General features: G+C 52.0%; 1 rRNA gene. It reads left to right on the forward strand.

From position 1 onward, the window contains the following. A 23S ribosomal RNA gene (locus AOG27_RS21045) occupies nt 1–550 on the forward strand; the annotation flags it as partial.

Here is a 550-nt window from a genome sequence, read left to right on the forward strand (position 1 = left end):
TAAAGTACTATCCGGGAGACACACGGCGGGTGCTAACGTCCGTCGTGAAGAGGGAAACAACCCAGACCGCCAGCTAAGGTCCCAAAGTCATAGTTAAGTGGGAAACGATGTGGAAAGGCCCAGACAGCCAGGAGGTTGGCTTAGAAGCAGCCATCCTTTAAAGAAAGCGTAATAGCTCACTGGTCGAGTCGGTCTGCGCGGAAGATGTAACGGGGCTAAACTATGCACCGAAGCTGCGGATTCAAACTTTGTTTGAGTGGTAGGGGAGCGTTCTGTAAGCCGTTGAAGGTGAACCGGGAGGTTTGCTGGAGGTATCAGAAGTGCGAATGCTGACATGAGTAACGATAATGCGGGTGAAAAACCCGCACGCCGGAAGACCAAGGGTTCCTATCCCATGTTAATCAGGGTAGGGTAAGTCGACCCCTAAGGCGAGGCCGAAAGGCGTAGTCGATGGGAAACGGGTTAATATTCCCGTACTTGGTATAATTGCGATGGGGGGACGGAGCAGGCTAAACAAGCATGGCGTTGGTTGTCCATGTGAAAGTGAGTA

The sequence above is a fragment of the Pseudoalteromonas lipolytica genome, from assembly GCF_001306915.1.
Taxonomy (GTDB): domain Bacteria; phylum Pseudomonadota; class Gammaproteobacteria; order Enterobacterales; family Alteromonadaceae; genus Pseudoalteromonas; species Pseudoalteromonas simplex.